The 16652-nt window shown below is 41.5% G+C and carries 15 protein-coding genes and 1 rRNA gene; 6 read left to right on the top strand and 10 right to left on the bottom strand.

Annotation, left to right across the window (positions count from 1 at the left end; genetic code table 11):
- Positions 1–26 precede the first annotated feature (26 nt).
- The 4 genes from ileS (at position 27) to AC25JC_RS08990 (ending at position 4568) form a co-directional block, all read left to right on the top strand.
- The gene (gene ileS / locus AC25JC_RS09005; protein WP_486923894.1) at positions 27–2873 is read left to right on the top strand and encodes an isoleucine--tRNA ligase; all 2847 of its coding nucleotides are present in this window, start codon (positions 27–29) and stop codon (positions 2871–2873) included.
- Positions 2866–3405: a signal peptidase II gene (gene lspA / locus AC25JC_RS09000; RefSeq protein WP_078190655.1), complete on the top strand. Its 540-nt coding sequence runs from the start codon at positions 2866–2868 to the stop codon at positions 3403–3405. The genes ileS and lspA overlap by 8 nt, the downstream gene beginning before the upstream one ends.
- Positions 3398–3880, top strand: coding sequence for an FKBP-type peptidyl-prolyl cis-trans isomerase (locus AC25JC_RS08995; protein WP_078190656.1), 483 nt, complete (start codon positions 3398–3400; stop codon positions 3878–3880). The genes lspA and AC25JC_RS08995 overlap by 8 nt, the downstream gene beginning before the upstream one ends.
- Before the next feature lie 145 nt (positions 3881–4025).
- Positions 4026–4568 (top strand): NADPH-dependent FMN reductase, encoded by a 543-nt coding sequence (locus tag AC25JC_RS08990; protein WP_180024676.1) that lies wholly within the window; start codon positions 4026–4028, stop codon positions 4566–4568.
- 285 nt (positions 4569–4853) lie between these two features.
- Here the strand turns inward: AC25JC_RS08990 and AC25JC_RS08985 are convergent, their stop codons facing one another.
- The 4 genes from AC25JC_RS08985 to AC25JC_RS08970 all read right to left on the bottom strand — a co-directional run bounded on the left by AC25JC_RS08985 (position 4854) and on the right by AC25JC_RS08970 (position 9070).
- The gene (locus AC25JC_RS08985; protein WP_486923893.1) at positions 4854–6146 is read right to left on the bottom strand and encodes a glutamate carboxypeptidase; all 1293 of its coding nucleotides are present in this window, start codon (positions 6144–6146) and stop codon (positions 4854–4856) included.
- A 537-nt stretch (positions 6147–6683) separates the two neighbouring features.
- A complete protein-coding gene (locus AC25JC_RS08980) occupies positions 6684–7973 on the bottom strand; it encodes a glutamate carboxypeptidase (RefSeq protein WP_486923892.1) in 1290 nt (429 codons plus the stop codon).
- 489 nt (positions 7974–8462) lie between these two features.
- Positions 8463–8759 carry a tautomerase family protein gene (locus tag AC25JC_RS08975; RefSeq protein ID WP_486923941.1) on the bottom strand — a complete coding sequence of 99 codons (297 nt, stop codon included), beginning with the start codon at positions 8757–8759 and terminating at the stop codon, positions 8463–8465.
- Between the two features lie 134 nt (positions 8760–8893).
- Positions 8894–9070 carry a hypothetical protein gene (locus tag AC25JC_RS08970; RefSeq protein WP_171263829.1) on the bottom strand — a complete coding sequence of 59 codons (177 nt, stop codon included), beginning with the start codon at positions 9068–9070 and terminating at the stop codon, positions 8894–8896.
- A gap of 259 nt (positions 9071–9329) precedes the next feature.
- Between AC25JC_RS08970 and AC25JC_RS08965 the strand changes: the two genes are divergently transcribed.
- Complete coding sequence (locus AC25JC_RS08965; RefSeq protein ID WP_486923891.1) at positions 9330–10370, top strand: TauD/TfdA family dioxygenase; 1041 nt, start codon at positions 9330–9332, stop codon at positions 10368–10370.
- 92 nt (positions 10371–10462) lie between these two features.
- Here AC25JC_RS08965 and AC25JC_RS08960 read toward each other — a convergent pair whose 3' ends face one another.
- Entirely contained in the window at positions 10463–11638 is a 1176-nt protein-coding gene (locus AC25JC_RS08960; protein WP_486923890.1) for a PQQ-dependent sugar dehydrogenase, read from the bottom strand.
- Positions 11639–12082: 444 nt separating this feature from the next.
- On the opposite strand from AC25JC_RS08960, the gene AC25JC_RS08955 reads away from it, so the two are divergent.
- Positions 12083–12682, top strand: a complete 600-nt coding sequence (locus tag AC25JC_RS08955; RefSeq protein WP_486923889.1) for a type 1 glutamine amidotransferase domain-containing protein — start codon at positions 12083–12085, stop codon at positions 12680–12682.
- Positions 12683–12750: 68 nt separating this feature from the next.
- Here AC25JC_RS08955 and AC25JC_RS08950 read toward each other — a convergent pair whose 3' ends face one another.
- The 5 genes from AC25JC_RS08950 to rrf all read right to left on the bottom strand — a co-directional run.
- Complete coding sequence (locus AC25JC_RS08950) at positions 12751–13062, bottom strand: ankyrin repeat domain-containing protein (protein WP_486923888.1); 312 nt, start codon at positions 13060–13062, stop codon at positions 12751–12753.
- Positions 13063–13146: 84 nt separating this feature from the next.
- Positions 13147–13881 (bottom strand): group I intron-associated PD-(D/E)XK endonuclease, encoded by a 735-nt coding sequence (locus AC25JC_RS08945; RefSeq protein WP_180024683.1) that lies wholly within the window; start codon positions 13879–13881, stop codon positions 13147–13149.
- 159 nt (positions 13882–14040) lie between these two features.
- Complete coding sequence (locus AC25JC_RS08940; RefSeq protein WP_486923887.1) at positions 14041–15390, bottom strand: aromatic acid/H+ symport family MFS transporter; 1350 nt, start codon at positions 15388–15390, stop codon at positions 14041–14043.
- 407 nt (positions 15391–15797) lie between these two features.
- Complete coding sequence (locus AC25JC_RS08935; RefSeq protein WP_486923886.1) at positions 15798–16349, bottom strand: DUF4256 domain-containing protein; 552 nt, start codon at positions 16347–16349, stop codon at positions 15798–15800.
- 229 nt (positions 16350–16578) lie between these two features.
- Positions 16579–16652, bottom strand: a 5S ribosomal RNA gene (rrf, locus tag AC25JC_RS08930); the annotation flags it as partial.

Raw genomic sequence — 16652 nt, 5'->3', positions numbered from 1 at the left:
GCTGATAAATTTGGAAGACAACTTGCATGAGCGATAAGCAAACTCCTGAAAATGCAGTGGATTATAAAGCCACGCTAAACCTCCCAGGTACTGAATTTGCGATGAAAGCAAATCTCGCAGTACGTGAAGCGAAATGGTTAGAAGAGTGGTATGCCGACAACATTTATCAGCAGATTCGTGCATCGCGTATTGGCAAGAAAAAATATGTGCTTCATGACGGCCCTCCATACGCAAATGGCCAAATTCACTTAGGCCATGCGGTGAATAAAGTCCTCAAAGACATCATCATCAAAAGCCGTGTAATGGACGGTTTTGACGCGCCGTATGTACCAGGTTGGGACTGTCATGGTCTTCCAATCGAACTGAAAGTTGAAGAAAAAGTCGGTAAAGTCGGCGTAAAAGTAGATGCATCAACTTTCCGTAAAGCGTGCCGTGAATATGCTTACACCCAAGTCGAATTACAGAAAAAAGACTTCGTGCGTATGGGCGTATTTGGTGATTGGGATAACCCTTACCTCACCATGAACTTCAAACAAGAAGCCGACATCGTGCGCTCACTAGGTGCAATTGCCAAAGCAGGCCATATTGAGCCGGGTCTTAAACCAGTCAACTGGTGTTTGGACTGTGGTTCTGCCTTAGCTGAAGCTGAAGTGGAATACGAAGACAAAAAATCAGATGCGATTGACGTTGGTTTTAGCGTTGTTGATTTGGCTGATTTATCTGCACGCCTAGGTGTTACAGTTAGCGATTCTACAGATATCGTAATCTGGACAACCACGCCTTGGACTATGCCTGCCAACCAAGCGGTTGCTCTACATGCTGAGCTTGAATACCAATTGGTGAAAGCAACTGGCGAAGACAAAGCAGCGCAAAACTTCATCCTTGCAAAATCATTGGTTGAATCTGCAACGCAGCGTTATGGCTTTAACGCAGTTGAAGTGATTGCTGAGTTTGCTGGTGCAAAACTTGAAAACCTAGTACTACAACATCCGTTAATTGCTGAACGCCAAGTACCAGTAATCTTAGGTGAGCATGTCACAGACGGCAGTGGTACAGGTGCTGTACATACCGCGCCAGGCCATGGTGTGGACGACTATAAAGTTGGCTTACAGTACAACCTAAAAGTTGACAATCCTGTCGGCGGCAACGGTGTATATTTACCAACTGCGCCAATTTTTGCAGGCGAACACATCTACAAAGCCAATCCAAAAATCATTGCTGCTTTAACCGAAGCAGGCAAACTTTGGGCACATGTGGTGATCAAACATAGCTATCCACATTGCTGGCGCCATAAAACACCGATTATCTTCCGTGCAACACCGCAATGGTTCATCAGCATGGATGCAAAAGGTTTACGCCAAGGTGCATTGAACGCGATTGAAAATGACATCAGCTTCGTACCGGATTGGGGTAAAAACCGTATCCAGTCGATGATTGAAGGTCGTCCAGATTGGTGTATCTCACGTCAACGTACATGGGGCGTGCCAATTCCATTCTTCGTGCATAAAGACACCAACGAACTTCACCCGCGTACGCCTGAGCTGATCGAAGAAGTGGCGAAGCTGATTGAACAAGAAGGTATTGATGGTTGGTATAACCGTGATGCGTCTGAGTTTATCGGTGCAGATGCAGAGCAATACAATGCAGTTCGTGACACTCTAGACGTTTGGTTTGACTCTGGAACAACACACTTTGCAGTATTGCGTGAACGTGAAGAATTGCAAGACCCTGCTGACTTGTACCTTGAAGGTTCTGACCAACATCGTGGCTGGTTCCAGTCTTCATTGTTGACGTCTATGGCGATTAATAACCGCGCACCTTACAAAGGCTTATTGACTCATGGCTTCGTTGTTGACGAAAAAGGCCGCAAAATGTCGAAGTCGATCGGTAACGTGATCACTCCACAAGACATCATCAAAGACATGGGTGCAGATGGCCTACGTTTCTGGATCGCGTCTGCAGACTACCGTTATGAAATGACTGCGGGTAAAGAAATCTTTAGCCGTGCATCAGATGGTTACCGCCGTATCCGTAACACATTGCGTTTCTTGTTGGCTAACTTGAATGGCTTCAAACCATCGACGGATGCTTTGCCTGTTGATCAATTGATCGCGCTTGATCAATACATCTTGCAACGTGCTGCGGAAGTACAGAAAACCATTCAGCAAGCCTATGAAGATATGAACTTCCATATCGTGACCAGCGCATTGACCAACTTCTGTATTAATGACTTGGGTGGTTTCTACCTCGACATCATCAAAGACCGTCAGTACACCACCAAAGCCGACTCTGCGGCGCGTCATTCTGCACAAACTGCGTTGTATCACTTGGTTCAAGCCTTTGTCCGTTGGATGTCTCCAATCTTGAGTTTCACCGCACAAGAAGCTTGGCCGCTAATTCCAGAGCAATCTGAGAAATATGTATTTACTGCGGAGTGGTATGACATTCCTGTAGCCTCTACAGCGAATCTGGTGACTGAAGCTGAATGGCAAACCTTAATCACTGTCAAATCTGCAGTGAACAAGTTTATTGAAGCTGCACGTACTGCAAAAACTGTGGGTTCAAACTTGTCTGCCAAAGTTGAACTTTGGGCCAATGCTGAGCTGAAAGCTGTTTTAGACAAATTCGGTGAAGAACTGCGTTTTGTCCTCATCACTTCTCAAGTGATTGTCAATGAATTTGATGCAGCGCAAGGTGAAGCCTCTGACCTTGATGGTTTAAATGTCAAAGTCTCTGCTGCTGATGGTGAAAAATGTGCACGCTGCTGGCATGTCCTGCCAGATGTGAATACACATCATGAACATCCAGGTCTTTGTTCTCGTTGTATTATTAACCTTCCTACAGGTCAAGGCGAAGAGAGAAAATATGCCTAATCCACAAGAAAAAAAGGGCTTCTTTCAATTCTACCCACACAATTTAGTGTGGGTGGGCTTATCCATTGTTGCCATTATTTTGGATCAATGGACCAAATGGATTGCAAGTACACATCTGAACTACGCAGATCCTGTACCTGTCATGCCCTTTTTAAATTGGACATTACTACATAACTATGGCGCTGCCTTTAGTTTCTTGTCCGATGCCGGTGGATGGCAACGTTATTTCTTTACTTCACTCGCAGGACTTGTGTCTGTCATTTTTGTATTTTGGCTCATGCGTATGCCAAAAAACGTGAAAGTCCTTCCGATTGCCATTGCCCTAATTTTAGGCGGCGCAATCGGTAACTTAATTGACCGCGTATCTTTAGGCTATGTGGTGGATTTCATTCACGTGTATTACAACAACAGTCACTTTCCTGCATTTAATATTGCAGACAGTGCCATTACTTTAGGCACGATTCTGCTTCTTATCGATACGTTTTTCTTAGAAAAACACCGAATTCAACGTGCGGAAGCGCAAAATGACTGATTTTATCAATCCTAACGAGGAAACTCGTATTGAAGAAGGCTCTAAAGTAGACCTTCACTTTTCTGTTGCTATTGAAAATGGCGTAGAAATTGACAATACCCGTAGCCGTGCTGAACCTGTCAGCCTTGTCATGGGTGATGGCAGCTTATTACCGGGTTTTGAGAAAGCTTTATTCGGTTTACGTGCAGGTGACCGCCGTACCGTAAGCCTTCCTCCTGAAGATGCTTTTGGTCCATGGAACCCAGAAAACGTACAAAAGTTTGATACTGTCAAATTTGAGCAACGTCCTGTTGAAGGCCATATGATTGAGTTTGAAGATAAAGCCAAACAAAGTCTGTATGGGGTGATCAAAACCGTCGGTGAAGACATTACCGAAGTGGATTTCAACCATCCTCTAGCTGGTAAAAATATCACCTTTGAAGTTGAAATTTTCAAAGTGACCCCTGCCGGTCAACAAGGCGTAAAACTGATCTAAGTTTCAGCAAATAAAAAGCTCCTTCGGGAGCTTTTTTTATCACTATTTTTATAACTATCAATCGACTCGATACATTTTCTGTATATGCAACGGACCGTTTTCATATTAATTTAATGCAAGACTTTAAAACAAGACGGGAAATACGATGAAACTTCATATTATTGTCGGCAGTGTCCGCGAAGGCCGTACGGCAATTAAGATTGCGAACTGGCTACTTTCAGAAATCGAAAGCTATGACTACAGTACCGTAGAAACTGAAATTGTCGATTTAAAAGAATGGGATCTGCCAATTTTTGCAGGCGCACATCCGCCATTAACAGGAATTTATGACCAACCCAAACAACAAGCATGGGCAGATAAAATCGCACAAGGTGACGCATTTATTTTCATTAGCCCTGAATATAACCACGGCTACAGCCCTGCGCTCAAAAATGCATTGGATTACCTCGGTAAAGAATGGGCCGGAAAACCTGCGGCATACGTTAGCTATGGTGGCACCAATGGTTCACGTTCGATCGATCAGATTCGTCAGGTGGCAACACAGTTAGGGTTGATTGACTCGAATGCTGTGGTTGAGATTCGCGATATTTTCGCACGTAACCGTGCTGAAACCTTTGAAGGTAATGAGTTTGATAACAAAGCTCTTAAATCTGTGTTTGATAAATTGGTGCAGTATGTCAGTGCTTAACTCATGTCATGCGTTCGATGTAAGAAAATGCTTACAGCAGATGGCGTCCTTGACCACTATGCTAATTGAAGCACCTTATTTATAGTTAAACCATACAGAGACAGGAAGTTTCTAGAATAAAAAGAATGGAACATGCAGGAAGCGATTGATTTGACAGGAGTTGAATCTTAGCAATATACGAAAAAGCCCCAACAGGACGTTGGGGCTTTTTCATTTCGTTCTGTATGCTTAATCATAATGAAGCCCACCTAGGTAGGCTCCTTCTAATCATTGCGATATAGAATATTATCTTGCTTTCGACACATCCACAATTAATCGTGTTGCCAAATACAAACGCGGAATAATACTGTCTTTTAAAATATATTCAGCATTGCTTGAGTGAGCCCCATCTCCTGATAATCCCATTCCCTCAATTACAGCAGCTTTCGACTTTACTCCAGCAAAAGCAGCATCAGTACCGCCTCCTGTTGGAGTCAAAGAAACAGTCAATGGAATGTTTAACTCATTTTTATAGATGTCTTGCGCTTTTTCAGCCAACTTTTTAGAGGCATCATTTACAGCCAACGGTGGACGGCGGACTTCAAATTTCACACTGACTTGGCTATCTGATAACTTTTTATTTTTGATTTTCTCATTTAACGTTTTTTCCACGGCCTCAAAGTCTTGGACACGTAGTGCTCTGACATCCGCCTGTGCAGCAGCATGTTCTGGAATGACATTGCGTGTTTTACCCGCTTCCGCCACAGTCCAATTCAGCTTTAACCCAGTGTTAGGATCAGATAGATTTTGCATTTGTGCGATTTGGTGAGAGAGCTCAGTGAGTGCATTCACCCCTGCCTCAGGTTTCACACCGGCATGTGAAGATTTTCCTTTAATTTCTAAATAGGCTGCGCCAATGCCACTGGTTGCCAGACGTAAGTTACCATCTTTACCGCCCCCTTCAAAAGACAACACCACATCCTGAGCTTGTGCTGTTTCTGTAATCAACTTACGTGAGGCAGGTGAGCTGATTTCCTCATCTGAATTCATCAAAACAGTGATCGTGCCATAGTCTTTATAATTCAATTTTTTAAGGGTATTCAAAACATGCAAAATTGCAGCTACCCCTTGTTTATCATCAATGATACCTAAGCCATAGACCTGATTACCGTCAATTTTAAACGGTTGGTTTTTAAGCATTCCCCGTTCATAAACCGTATCCATATGCGCGATCATCATGATTTTACTTTTACCTTGACCTTTCAATACCCCTTTAACTATTGGTCCCATTTTCTCAGGTGTATCGTCCATGCGATAAATATCTGTACTTTCGATCACACTCACTTCAGCACCGACATTCTTCAACTGATCTGCCACCACTTTGGCCATTTGATTCAGGCCTTCAAGATCCTTACTGCCGGATTCAATATTGACCAAGGTTTTCAAGGTCTCTAAATAACTTTGCTTTTGACTTTCCGCAATTTGCATAATCTCTTGTGGAGATGCTGCCCAACTTGCTGAAGCACTAAGCGCAATGACGCAGCCTAATGCGAGCTGAAGTTTTGATGTCGTCCGTTGTTGTGTAAGTGTTCTTAGCATCGATCTTATTCCCTGTATATTTTTCATTATGAATTTTTAATGTCTGATAAATTAGTTCACCATTCAACAAATTAATCGCAAAAATATGTAACACCGCTGATGAAGATTTTAATCTCATGAAAACCAGCTTCCCGCTGTTTTAAAACAGGTTTAGATCGATTTGGGTCAATAGTTCTATCGGTCGATAGCCTTAATGCTGTGCAATACATTGACGCGACGGACAGAATGATAATTTAGGTGTTGTACGTTTTGGCTTACATCAGATGCAGATAATAGACACTATTCACGTTATTGGATTACTTTTATATTAAGGTCATACAGCGACAGGATGTCACTGAACATAAAACAACAATGATAAGACAATGAGCAGGAAGCTTAACGGTAGGACAGGAGTTATACCGCTAGAATGAATCCGAAAAAGCCCCGACAGGATGTCGGGGCTTTTTTCATTTCAAATGCTACATAAGAATAGCTCTAACATGAGCCACAACCAAACTCAGGGCAATGGCTCATTAGATCTCACCCAATCGGATACGATTACTTTTTAGAACTCTCCACAATTAAACGCGTCACCAAGTACAAACGCGGTACGATAGAATCTGTCAAAATATATTCAGCTTTATCTGAATGTAATCCATCACCTGACATGCCTAGTCCCTCAATGATCGCGGCTCTCGAACTAACCCCAGCAAAAGCGGCATCAGTACCACCACCCCAAGCGGTCGTTTCAACTTTCATCGGCAGCTTTAATTCGTTTGTGTAAATCTGCTGGGCTCTCGCGGCCAATTTTTTGGCTTGTGGACTGGCTTCTAAAGGTGGTCGACGGACTTCAAATTTGACCTCGACCTGACTTTCCGCCAATTTTTTGGTTTTGACTTTTTGCTTCAAGGTTTTTTCCAACTCAGCAAAATCTTGTGGTTTTAAGGAACGAGCATCTGCCTGCGCTGTCGCATGGTCAGGAATCACATTTCGGGTTTTTCCAGCCGTCGCAACAGTCCAATTCAGCTTTAAACCCGTTTTCGGATTGGATAGATTTTCTAATTGTTGAATCTGAAAAGCCAGTTCTGTCAAGGCATTGACCCCTGCTTCAGGTTTTACCCCCGCATGCGAACCCCGCCCTTTAATATCTAAATAAGCCGCACCAATCCCACTAGTGGCTAACATCAAACTTCCCTCTAAACCACCGGTTTCAAAGGAGAGGACAACGTCCTGATTTTGAGCTGTATCCATAATCAATTGGCGCGAGCCGGGTGAACTGATTTCTTCATCTGAATTAATTAACACCGTAATGGTGCCGTAATCTTGGTACTTCAGCTGTTTCAGCATATCCAAGACATGAATCACTGCAGCAACACCTTGCTTGTCGTCCAAAATACCTAAACCATAGGCTTTATTACCATCTATACGAAACGGTTGACCTTGTAATTGGCCCTTTTGATACACCGTATCATTATGTGCCAACAACATAATGTTCGTTTTACCTTTGCCTTTCAGTACCGCTTTTACAATCGGCCCTGTCTGATCTGGCGCACCATCGAGTTTCATGATGTCTTTGGGCTGAATCACGTTCACCTCAGCCCCTGTGGCTTTTAATTGCTCTGCGACCACCTTAGCAATTTGATTCAAACCCTCAATATCTTTACTGCCGGATTCAATATTGACCAAGGTTTTCAAGGTCTCTAAATAACTTTGCTTTTGACTTTCCGCAATTTGCTTAATCTCTTGTGGAGATGCTGCCCAACTTGCTGAAGCACTAAGCGCAATGACGCAGCCTAATGCGAGCTGAAGTTTTGATGTCGTCCGTTGTTGTGTAAGTATTCTTAGCATCGATCTTATTCCCTGTATATTTTTCATTATGAATTTTTAATGTCTGATAAATTAGTTCACCATTCAACCAATTAATCGCAAAAATATGTAACACCGCTGATAAAGCTTTTTGTCACTTCAAAACTAGCTTCCTGCTGTTTTAAAAGCGGTTTAGATCAATTTGGATGCATAGATCTAGTGGTCTAGAGCCTAGATGCTGTGCAATACATTGACGCGACGGACAGAATGATAATTTAGGTGTTGTACGTTTTGGCTTACATTAGATGCAGATAATAGACACTATTCACGTTATTGGATTACTTTTATATTAAGGTCATACAGCGACAGGATGTCACTGAACATAAAACAACAATGATAAGACAATGAGCAGGAAGCTTACGGTAGGACAGGAGTTATACCGCTAGAATGAATCCGAAAAAGCCCCGACATGATGTCGGGGCTTTTTTCGTTTAGGCTCCGTGAAAGCAACAATCCATGTATTTGCACAGACTAAACATCCACCTGAAAACCTAAATCAACATCACAAGCGGCTTGACCACCTCGAATCCCCCAGTTTTCTTGGGGGCTTTCACATAAGGTAATGATGATATGGTCGGCCGGAATGCCAAATTCCACCAAATTCTGCACGAGCATTTGATATAACTTACACTTGGTTGCTACGGTTCGTCCCGCAAAACAATCAATGGTGATATGTGTAAAGCGCTCAGGCTGCGTCAAATGATCACATACCTGAAACCGATGTGGCGCATGCACTTGCAAACGTATATTGCGGTCATATCGAAGCAGTTGAAAACTCTATTGTAAGGCGTCAAAAACAGTATTTATCAGCTGTTGTTCTTGTTCTATGCTGTATTGCATCCGTATATCGATTTGTGTTGCAGGCATGCGCGAAACTCATTGTTGTTATTTAGATCACTACACTAGCAGGATTTAGCGACGTTCTGCTGTAGGCATTTACCTACAGCACTTGCAGTATTTACGCCTGTAGCCTCAACAGCAACGCGCCTATAGTAAGAACATACAGAGACAGGATGTCTTGCAATAAAAATAAATAATGCACATGCAGCAGGAACGCTGATCGGTATGACAGGAGTCATATCTTTAGAATGAATCTAAAAAGCCCTCGATAGGATGTCGAGGGCTTTTTTCATGTCGTCATTCATTCAACGATCGCACTCTATTCGTCGAAAAATCGCAATTTATCAACAATACTTACATCGCAACAGTAAAACTGTACTTATAATCGGCAGAGAATTTAGACAGAATAACGGCTGCGAGTTCAGCAGCTCGAACTGTCAGCGCTTAGGGATTAGGCGACAACAATAAAAATTGAATTAAAAAATTAGAGAATGACCTATGCAATTGCAACAGCAACAACTGAATAGTTTTACCCGCATTTTTCATGCCGCTCCAGAACACAATAGCCCGCAAGATCTTGCACAATATATTGGCGCGCATCGACAAGAGCTTTTACAACAAATCCATGAAAATGGCATCTTACTGTTTCGTGGTTTTAACATCGAGCAACCCGAACAATTTAACCAACTGATTGAACAATATTTCCAGTTTACCCCATGGAATGCATTTAACCCCAATATGCCCAGCTGGGTTGCATCTTGGATGCGAAAATACAGCGAGAAATTGCTCGGCGCAGGTGACTACCGTCGTTATATCGACCGCAACACAGTGCAATTGGGTCCAGTCGAAAACTCGGTACAAGGCCCGCATGTTGAAGGTGGCGTGCGCTCAGAACGCTCGCGTTATATCGCCTTATTCTGTCAGGAACCTTCGACGTATTTGGCAGAAACTGGGTTCAATAACTTAGAGCAAATTTGGGAGAATTTTCCGAAACATTTACAGGAAAAATATCTCGGCGCATGGAACCATTTTTCTTATGTTTCGGCACGTGAGGTGGGACTATTTGACCGATTATTGCTGAAAAAGAGCCCGTTTAGTTTAGAGATTCGACAAGATAAAAAAGCCAAACTGACCTTGCAGCGTTCGCCACTGGTGATTCATCACCCCGATACGAAAAAGCATGTGATTCAGCCGTGGGCTTTTGCCAATAATACCAATTCATTTGCCCATCAGGCGGCCAAAAATTGCTTTGAAAATCGCGGGGAGATTGAAATCGATTCAACGGCTGACGGCATGCAACTAATATGGGAAATTTACACGCCAGAAGGTCAACAAATTGAATGGAACGATGCCGAAAAGCAGCAATTTTTTGATGCGATGTATAAAGATGCCCTGCTTTTACAGTGGCATAAAGGTGATGTTGCGATCGTCGATAATATTAAAATTGCGCATTGGCGGATGAATGGAGAACAGGGAAATCGTAAATTGATTCAAATTCAAGCCAATGCATTTAATGCCGATGAGCACTATGCGGCTTAGCTAACAGATTTAAAATTCGTGTAGGCCTGTATGTGAGAAGCCCCGTAGGGGCTTTTTTTTATTTTTTGAATTTTTTGTTTATTTTTTAGCCACTATTTCGGCTCAATTTTGAATAACCATGCCTTTTCTCCATCTTCAATGCCCCAAATACTGCCGTCTTTGGCTTCAATGAGTCCTCGAATACGCTGTGGCATGGCAATTCGTTGTATTTCTTGGACAGGTTTAAGCTCTGTATCAACAATCACAATCGCTTCTGAAGATAAGCCACCAATCAGCGCTTTATTTTTCCACAACGGGAACTTTTGCCCTTGGTAAAACATCAAACTTGACGGTGAAATCACCGGTGTCCAACTGATGGCAGGCGCTTCAAATTCAGGCCGAGTATGATGATCAGGAATCGGCTGATCATCATAATGATCGCCATTCGACACATGCGGATAGCCATAGTTTTTCCCACGCTGCACAAGATTTAACTCATCACCGCCTTTCGGGCCCATCTCAGCCACCCAAAGCTGCTGTTTTGCATCAAATGCCATGCCTAAAGGGTTACGGTGCCCGAAGCTCCACACTTGCTTGGCAACTTCGCCTTGGGTCTGAAATGGATTATCTATAGCAGGTGTTCCATCACTATTTACGCGCAGTACTTTACCCAAATTTGACTGCAGATCTTGTGCAGGATCAAACTTCTGACGTTCGCCCGAACTCACCCATAATTTTCCATCTGTACCAAACTGCATTCGGTGTGAATAATGGCCTTGACCTTCTACTTTTGGAATTTGCCTCCAAATGATTTTTCGCTGTTTTAAACTTGGTGCAGCTTCATTGAGGTTTAATGTGGCTTTTTCGATGACAGCGCCATAACCGCCCTGTCCTGCTTCTGCATAGCTCAGATATATCTGATGATTTTTTTCAAATTGTGGATCAAGTGCAATATCACCTAATCCACCTTGTCCACCATAGGCAACTTTAGGAAGGTTTTTCACCTGTATTTTTTGCTGGTTTTGCGGATAAAAGATGATCAGTTGACCTTTTCTTTCTGTCAGCAATAAGCGTCCATCTGTGAGCGACTGAATGGCCCAAGGCTCATTAAATTGAGCGATTTTTTGTATTTTAAAGCGCTGTTCTTGCTGGATTTGTGCCGTTTTTTGAGCTTGGCTTGGTGTTTGATCTTGTGCTGTAGTTGTGGTGTTTTCCGCATGGCATGCGGCTGTCATCAGGATGCCAACGATGAGGCTAGGCGTTCGAAAATATTGTAAGCATTGTTTCATTTACTGTTCCCTTCCCTTTTATAATCATTTGATTCTAATCAATTAATCAGATGATTTTTCTTTGGAAAGGTAACAGAATAATTTTGTACGTTTTGGCTTACATGGCATGCAGAAAATTGCTGCTATTCAATTTATTCAAACAGGCCTAATCTACAGTTATCAGGAAACAGGAAGTTTCCGAAACACCAAAACAATAAGAATAAGTTTCTGCATCAGGACGTGAGATATGACATGGAGTTGTATCTAAAATACGAAATACGAAGAAAACCCCAACAGGATGTTGGGGTTTTCTTTTTCTAGCTGATTTTTAAAAGTTCGCTCTAATCTAGAACTTTCGCATAACATCTCTGTCAAAACTTCTTACAGTTTCCTGCGAAATTATTACATACCCAAATCCGTCAAGTTGCTAGCGTGGTAGACAATCCTCATTGCAAGGAGTCAATCATGACTTTAAAAGCTTTAGTGATAACGTCAAATGTCGGTGTTGAACATGACGAGCTGATCCAACCATTAAATTATTTAAATGAAAAGGGAATTGAAGCCATTCATGCCGCTATTAAACATGCGGTTGTCCAAACAGTAAAAGCCGACAAAAAGGTCGAAGCTGAAGTTCAACCCAATGCCCAATTGAGCAACGTAAATGCTGAAGACTATGATGTGTTAGTAATTCCAGGCGGAACTGTCAATGCAGATCATCTACGGATCGATGAAGATGCACTGCGACTTATTCAAAACTTTGCTGACCATCAAAAACCTATTGCTGCAATTTGTCATGGTCCTTGGGCGCTGATTAATGCTGAACGAATTCGTGATAAAACTCTGACGTCTTATAAAAGTATTCGTTTGGATTTGGAAAATGCGGGTGCACATTGGGTCGATGAGCAGGTGCACCGCTGTAATACGGGCGGTTGGGTGCTCATTACTTCTCGTTGTCCAGATGACTTGCCTGCGTTTAATCAAGCGATTCAGCAGGAGCTTGAGCAACAGCAACAGCAACAGCAACAGCAACAGCAACAGCAACAGCAACAGCAACAGCAACAATAATTCTAAAATGAAAATACCCGCATATTGCATGCGGGTATTTTATGAATCTACTTTATAAGATGTATGGCTTACAAATTTTTTAAGTATGCCACTACATCATCATTGCCTGCCATTTCTGCAAGCTCTAATGCTGTGTATTGGGTCTTATGCTGTACATTTGCACCTTTGCCTACCAACAGCGTCACTACGTCTAAATAGCCATTTTCTGCGGCTGCATGCAGTGCGCTATAGCCTTCGTCATCGGCAGAGTTTACGTCTGTGCCATTTGCCAATGATTTTTCGACTTCTGCGAGTTCACCTAAAGATGCCCAGTACACCAGTTCAGGCAGATGCAGTTCTTCATCATCTTCAGGGATTGGGGAGATAGAATTAAATTGCATGATCATAATACCTATTTGTAATTTCTATAAATATCGCTTGTCAATTAATGACCATGGCAGAATTGGTCATATAAATCAGTTTATTTAACGAATTTTATCAAATCTATTTAAAGCGTAATTCACAGTTTCCTTTGAATTTAATAAATATTTTCCATTTTTATCGCGTTCAATACGAATGGATAATTTAGCCGCTTGTGTAATAGTTCCAGATTCCAGTAATCGACTGATATCACTATTTGGAAGAATAATATAATTATTTACATAAGATGGACCATTACATGATCGTAATACAAAAATATAGAAAGTAGATGATGCATCCTTTGAATCATAAGATCTCTGATTTATCGTGAATCTATACTGATTATTTGATTCAGATATATTGGCTGTTTTAACCTGTATATGAAAGTATTTATTATCTTTTGCTGCGACAAGATCAATACCATCATCAACAGCCATATATGATGTATTAAATCCAAAAAATAATAATTCAGCCATCACTGCAAATTCACCAGCCTTGCCCGTATACAGTGCATTAACAGTAGGTGGCGGTGGAACAATATCAGGTACAACTTTTTTGATTTTTAATCTGTAAATTCCCCGTCTTGGAGCACCTTTAGAATTTTTTGGTTTTGTGAACTCTGATTTTGTTTTATATTTGTCAATATCCTTTGAAAGTATCGAAGAGATTTTCTTAGATAAAACATCTAGATGCTGCTGAGTATGAGGATATTTCGCTACGATTGCTTCTGCTATTTGATCAACATGCATTTCTTTTCGCGATTCCTTCATTACTTCTTTAATTTGCTCAATAAACTCCATCTCTCCCCCCATAAAATAGTCATAGTTAAGTTTTTATATCTTTTTTAAAAACTTATAAATATAGAATATTAGAAAATATAAAATAATTATTTTATTAGCATTTTAAATAACCAAAAAAAAGCCCCCTTACGGAGGCTTTTCTTTTTAAAGAATCACAACTTAAGCTTTGGCTGTAGATGCCTCTTTAACATCAATTTTATCACTGTCATTTTCATGCGTGATCAATGCAACCGCGATCGCAGTAATCAGTACAGGTAAACCTACCGCCATAAAGTTGAAATGCGCAGGTAAGTTCATACCGAGCAAACCACCAATCAAGATCGGCCCTACAATCGCGCCCATACGACCGATCGCAGAAGACCAACCAATACCCGTCGAACGTACAGCAAGTGGGTAATACTGCGCCACATAGCTGTACAGCAGCATTTGCGAACCAATAGATGCAGCACCTGCCAAGAACACCAAGATGTATAGCAAGAACTGATTAGACTGGAAGCCCATCAAGCTCATCACAATCGCGCCCATCATACCCAAAACCATCAACACAGGTTTTAAATGGAAACGGTCAGCCAAAATACCACCGCCCACAATACCCACAACTGCGCCCACGTTCATGACCATCATGAACATTAAGCTGTTATCCATAGAATAACCGGCTGCCATCATCAGTTTTGGTAACCAGCTGCTTAGCGCATACATGGTCAATAGGCACGTAAAGAACGCCACCCAAAACAGCAATGTATTTACGGCACGACCACGGCGGAACAAACTCACCACGTTAGCAGCTTCAGGTACATTTTCTTGCGGTAAAGTGAACAATGTGTTTTCAGTCACTTTCACTTCAGGCGCTAAGCGTTTCACGATACTGCGGGCTTTTTCCTGTTTGTTTTCTTTCACCATAAATGCCAAAGATTCTGGTAAAAATTTCCAAATGACAGGTAAAAGGAACAGTGGAATACCCGCAATAAAGAACATGATTTGCCAACCAAAATCAGGGGTGAACCATGAACCTAAAAGTGCCGCCATCACACCACCGACTGCATAACCACTAAACATCGTCGTTACTAGTGTACTACGCATCTTCTGCGGCGCGTATTCCGACGTTAAAGCCACAAGGTTAGGCATTACACCGCCAATCCCTAAACCAGCCAAGAAACGCAAAATACCAAATTCTGTTGGATTCGACGCAAAACCACCAGCAAAGGTCAAACCACTAAATAAAACGATACAGATCATGATGACTTTTTTACGGCCAATCTTATCTGCTAAAGAACCAAAGAACATGGCACCAAACATCATCCCTGCGAGCGCAGTACTGGCAAGCATCCCCGCTTGCATTGCACTTAAGCCCCAGTCTTGCATCAATAATGGTAAAACCACGCCATTAATCGCTAAATCGTAGCCATCAAATAAAATAATCAATAAGCACCAAGCCACTACATTGAAGTGGAACGGGGTAAATTTAGCCTTATCGACTACAGAATTTATGTCTATTTTTTCCGTTGTCATCGTTCTCATCTCCCATGAGTACTTGTCCATAACATTCATTGAATTTTTAAGTAAAATTCAACAGCCACGGAATATACGGAACAGTAATTTCTAGGGATATTAGACGTATGTTTAATAAATCGAATTGCTTATAAGTGCATGTTAATTGTGTTATTTTTCATGTTTTAGTTTAATTATTAAACATTATCAATATATGATTATTTAACTGATTTTTTTAAATCATAATATCCTAGTTTTTAGGTCTAATTCTTCTATTCTTTCATTAAACTTCAGAACGACACACCATCATTTATTTCTATCTTTAGTTTAGAAAAATTTTAAATGTCTAAAAAACAAACGCAATTACATCTTTAGAAAAGCTCACTTTAACGCTCTTGATTGTTTTAAATACCTTGATAGCACTGAGATTAAGCAATCACTAGCTTACAGCGAAATCCACGAGACGCATAATATGACTGCGCGCTATTATGATAGCTAAATACATGATCATAACGTCGATCACAAAACAGTGCCCCGCCCTTTTGCCGAATATCCGCTGGCGTTACGATCCAACTCGAAGTCTTTAAATCGAAATGAAAAACTTGCTGTAACGCACGATAGTCCTCTTCTGTCAGCAGCTGAGCACCGATGTCTCGCACCATATCTATAACGTTATTTTTGGGAGGATGATCCTTCCGGTTCTCCAAGGCATCAAGGTCATAACATAAGCTTCGTCTAAGCTTTGGCGACTCTAAGCTGCAATCATAAAATATCAGGTCATGAGATTGCCGATTCAGCGTCACAATATCTGGCTCACCGCCTGTATTTTCCATTTGGATTAAAATTTTTAGTTTTGAGGGCTGTGCAATCAATTGTTTTTTTACATCATCCCAAAGCAATTCTGGATGACGCTGCATGTTTTCCTCAAAGCGTTGCTGCAATATCTCTAAAATAGAGACTTCATCGAGATTTTGGAGCATATGTACATCCTATTCTTTTTATACATTGGAGACTGAACTTCACTATAAAGAATATAGGCTTACCTTGATGTAAATTTTTTGCGCTGTTTAGCTTTCTTCTTTTTAAATATCTCTCGTTTTCCTATTTTTTGAATTTGCTTCTCTTATTATTTTTCTATTTTGATAACTTTCCCTTTTTCCCCGCATAAAAAAACACCCCCTGAGATATCAGGGGGTGTTTCGAATAATGAGCTGGCGATGACTTACTCTCACATGGGTAACCCCACACTACCATCAGCGCTAAGAGGTTTCACTTCTGAGTTC

The organism is Acinetobacter sp. P37 (assembly GCF_057480965.1).
The sequence above is the reverse complement of the archived record's forward strand: the minus strand, read 5'-3'. Positions and strand labels throughout refer to the sequence as shown.

What these genes read in the sequence shown, in the direction of transcription:
- ileS (WP_486923894.1), top strand. Translation starts at nt 27, where the DNA reads ATGAGCGATAAGCAAACTCCTGAAAATGCAGTGGATTATAAAGCCACG.
- lspA (WP_078190655.1), top strand. Translation starts at nt 2,866, where the DNA reads ATGCCTAATCCACAAGAAAAAAAGGGCTTCTTTCAATTCTACCCACAC.
- AC25JC_RS08995 (WP_078190656.1), top strand. Translation starts at nt 3,398, where the DNA reads ATGACTGATTTTATCAATCCTAACGAGGAAACTCGTATTGAAGAAGGC.
- AC25JC_RS08990 (WP_180024676.1), top strand. Translation starts at nt 4,026, where the DNA reads ATGAAACTTCATATTATTGTCGGCAGTGTCCGCGAAGGCCGTACGGCA.
- AC25JC_RS08985 (WP_486923893.1), bottom strand. Translation starts at nt 6,146, where the DNA reads ATGCTAAGAACACTTACACAACAACGGACGACATCAAAACTTCAGCTC.
- AC25JC_RS08980 (WP_486923892.1), bottom strand. Translation starts at nt 7,973, where the DNA reads ATGCTAAGAATACTTACACAACAACGGACGACATCAAAACTTCAGCTC.
- AC25JC_RS08970 (WP_171263829.1), bottom strand. Translation starts at nt 9,070, where the DNA reads ATGACTCCTGTCATACCGATCAGCGTTCCTGCTGCATGTGCATTATTT.
- AC25JC_RS08965 (WP_486923891.1), top strand. Translation starts at nt 9,330, where the DNA reads ATGCAATTGCAACAGCAACAACTGAATAGTTTTACCCGCATTTTTCAT.
- AC25JC_RS08960 (WP_486923890.1), bottom strand. Translation starts at nt 11,638, where the DNA reads ATGAAACAATGCTTACAATATTTTCGAACGCCTAGCCTCATCGTTGGC.
- AC25JC_RS08955 (WP_486923889.1), top strand. Translation starts at nt 12,083, where the DNA reads ATGACTTTAAAAGCTTTAGTGATAACGTCAAATGTCGGTGTTGAACAT.
- AC25JC_RS08950 (WP_486923888.1), bottom strand. Translation starts at nt 13,062, where the DNA reads ATGCAATTTAATTCTATCTCCCCAATCCCTGAAGATGATGAAGAACTG.
- AC25JC_RS08945 (WP_180024683.1), bottom strand. Translation starts at nt 13,881, where the DNA reads ATGGAGTTTATTGAGCAAATTAAAGAAGTAATGAAGGAATCGCGAAAA.
- AC25JC_RS08940 (WP_486923887.1), bottom strand. Translation starts at nt 15,390, where the DNA reads ATGACAACGGAAAAAATAGACATAAATTCTGTAGTCGATAAGGCTAAA.
- AC25JC_RS08935 (WP_486923886.1), bottom strand. Translation starts at nt 16,349, where the DNA reads ATGCTCCAAAATCTCGATGAAGTCTCTATTTTAGAGATATTGCAGCAA.